This is a genomic window from Zooshikella harenae, assembly GCF_018837975.1.
Taxonomy (GTDB): domain Bacteria; phylum Pseudomonadota; class Gammaproteobacteria; order Pseudomonadales; family Zooshikellaceae; genus Zooshikella; species Zooshikella harenae.
Map to the genome: position 1 here is coordinate 1 of NZ_JAGSOY010000160.1, position 3299 is coordinate 3299.

General features: G+C 35.5%; 2 protein-coding genes. Both read right to left on the reverse strand.

Features of this window, described 5'->3' with window-relative positions; genetic code table 11:
* Window positions 1-45 precede the first annotated feature (45 nt).
* The gene (locus KCG35_RS24100; protein WP_215822407.1) at window positions 46-2334 is read right to left on the reverse strand and encodes a LysM peptidoglycan-binding domain-containing protein; all 2289 of its coding nucleotides are present in this window, start codon (window positions 2332-2334) and stop codon (window positions 46-48) included.
* Between the two features lie 70 nt (window positions 2335-2404).
* Window positions 2405-3299: hypothetical protein (locus KCG35_RS24105; protein ID WP_215822408.1), on the reverse strand; the 895-nt coding region annotated here is incomplete at its 5' end.

Genomic DNA, 3299 nt, shown 5'->3' on the forward strand with positions numbered 1-3299 from the left:
TACTTTTATACAGATACAAGATAAGCTAATGCATACGATAATAGCTTATCTTTTTAATGTATTATGCATTACTTTTGCTGAAGATCGATATTTATCGAGTATTTTTACAAACTCATCACTACTAATAAATTTTTCAAATTTATCATAATCAATATGATCTCTCCATAGTGTACTTAACCCTGAATATGACTTTTCACGGAGTATTGTATCAATGTCCTGAGCAATGCCTCGTATGCTTTTTTCATTTCTTTTTAATGTACTTTCCCTTTCCAAGCGCTTACATATATTATTAACAGGAATATTAATACCCACTTCCTTGTAGCGTTGAGTCATTTTCCTTCGACTTGTCATATCACGTTCCGACATATTGACATTTTTTATAAAAACCAAGTCAAATCCATCTTTAAACTGATCAATAAATATTTTCTCTATTGATTTAGGGGATATTTCATCAGGCTTAAATTTCTCCTCACTTGGAAACTCTATTTTTCCAAGTTCTGATTCTTCAATGAGTTTTTCTTTAAAAGTACCTGATTTCTTTATTTTTCCAACGGCAAGCTTGTAACTTGCTTCTACTTCTACTCCCAAAAACTTGCTTTCAGCACCAATGACAAACATTCTATCTTCATCATCAATATTTACATCACAATAGTAAGACACTTCAAGGCCCGAGGAGCCTTTTACCACTACTTCAATCCAGTCTCCCGCCTTAATAGCCACCCCAATTTCAGGCACAATAGTCGTTTTACTTTCAATCTTAAATTTTCTCTCTGCATCTGGTGAGTCAAATTCTAGCTTACCAATTACTTCAGCTTTTCCCTCAATTTTAATATAAACTTTAGCATAATAATCACTGGCAACAATCATCCCTAAACCAGCCTCTACTGCTATATTTAAAATAGTCAGGTTAATACCAACTTCGCCATTCAGGTAAACCCGATGATCTCTCTCACATTCTTTATTTTTAAGTTTAAGAAAAATCCCACCCTGAAAAATTTGAATATCAACATTTATATAAAAACCGACTTTTTTATCTGCTATAGCTTGAATTAACTCAACCAAATGGTTTACTTGTTCAGCATAATTAAGTACTGCACCTAGAGAGTCAATTGACCGATTCTTAATTGCTTTACCATTTAGCTTTATTTCTATTGCATCTTTACGTGATATTGTTCCTTCCTGAACATCAGTACTATCATAAACCTCCATGCTAGGATTACCTTGAGCATACTGATAGGTTTCCGTTTTTGATGTCTGCTTTTTTTGTTTAAAATCGTATTGTGCCTTTTCGTATGTTCTCTTACCTTTATCTTCTTTTAATATTCTAGAAATACCAATACCCTGTTTTCGCCATGGTGGAAGCATAATGGATAGCTCCCATTCATCAGGGTTATAAACTCTAACAGGAATTTTGCCTATACATGTTCCTGTAATATTTTTCTCTACATAGTTTTTTTGACCAGTAAGTTGACCAATTAACTTTAGTATGGCAATTAATGTATCTGCTGATGAATCAGATGCAAGTCTTTCGTACTCTGACTTTATTTTAAATGATGTCAGATCTCCGTTTTTTTCTCCCTTAATTACCTGACTATTTTTTTCACCACCATAGGTCACTGTCTTGGGTGCCTGATTACCTCTAACATGAATTAAAAGCTCATCTGTTAGTTTTTGTTTCCATGGATTTTTTGATTTTCCTTTTGAAGATGGTACTACACCAAAATATTCTGCTTTTTTGGAATATGCTCTTTTTTCATGCTCACACCATATTTTTACATCACATGACGACGTACAATCTTCACAAGGTTTATCTTTATCCTCAGGGAGTTTTTCTTCTGACTTAGGTTCTTTTTTCTTAGGCTCTTCCGTTTTTTTCTTATCTGTTGGCTCCTCTATCTTTACAGGCTCTTGTTTCTTGGGTTCTTCAATTTTTTTCTTATCTGTTGGCTCTTCTATCTTTACAGGCTCTTGTTTCTCTGGTCCACCTTTCGGAGGAACTGGACACTCTTCTTGTGGTTTACGCCCAGGTATTTTTAATTCATAGCCTGCATAAATTTTATCGGGGTCTTTGATATCTTTATTTTCTTTTAAAATTTCGTCTACAGTCGTGTCGTGCTTTTTAGCCAGATCACCTAAGGTATCACCACGCTGAATAACATAGGGGTCATCGCAGGAAGGTTCTGGTATACGAATATTGGTATTCGCATAGATAAGATTATCATCGGTAATACCAGGATTAGCTTGACGTAAATCCTCAACACTTACACCATTTTTTAAGGCAATCGTGGCTAAGGTATCACCAGGTTGTATACGATAAATCTTATCTGAACTCATTAACTAAATCCCTATTACAGCTTTACGTTTTCTGTAAAAACTTACGAAAACCCACTACTTTTTAAGTGGGTTACTTTATCTCATTAAAATTGGATTTTAACTTTTGTCTATATCCCCAATGCTGACTATTCAAGTAATCAATTTTTGTTTTCTTATTATCTTTAACAAGGTCATTATTGCATTGTTCAAAAAGTACTTTTTGGGCTTTGAAAGCTTTCTCTTTGTGTTGTTTATACTTTAAGTATAACTCAATAAAGTTTTGTCTATCTCCCATGTCTTCCAGGCTATATATATCAATTTCTTGCCGTTTAAAACTCTGCTCTGTTCCCTCATAAAATTCCTCATATGCAAGGCATCTCACGGGATCAAAAGGATAGTCAGGATGTTCATAAATTAAATATCGGTAGCTTTCTAAATACTGTATCTTTTCCTCTTCCGAAAACGCCGTATTAAACAAAATATCCTGTTCTAACTTCATCCATTCGCGTTTGGGGATATCGGGGCCAAATTCTGTGACCACTAAAATTAATCGTGCGACTTGTTTTGTTTTACTGATGTTATAATCGTCACTTTTATCACACCAATAGCGTATAGTGTCATGGAGTTGTTGGGGTTTTAGTTTTTTAAAGGCAGGATTTTCTTCCATTAAATATAAGGCTATGGCTTCTTCCACTTTATGTTTGTGTTCTGCCATAATACCTTCCCACTGTTTGGCGCTAAATTCAAACCAGGGACGTTCTTCGGGAAATTGGCCGTGCCAGGCCTGTGGGTTTTGCCAAACAACCCATTCACGCTTCAGCTCATCTTTAATCACTGCATGCGCTTCCTCGCTACTCGTTTCCCGAAATAATTCAGGCCGGTAGTGGTTGGGCACCCATAACCTGTCGATAGGACCTAATAATTTGGCTTGCTCGTTGGATGTGCTGGCATTCAGTAGTGGATTGATCACTCGGGGATCTTGGTAG

What these genes read in the sequence shown, in the direction of transcription:
- KCG35_RS24100 (WP_215822407.1), bottom strand. Translation starts at nt 2,334, where the DNA reads ATGAGTTCAGATAAGATTTATCGTATACAACCTGGTGATACCTTAGCC.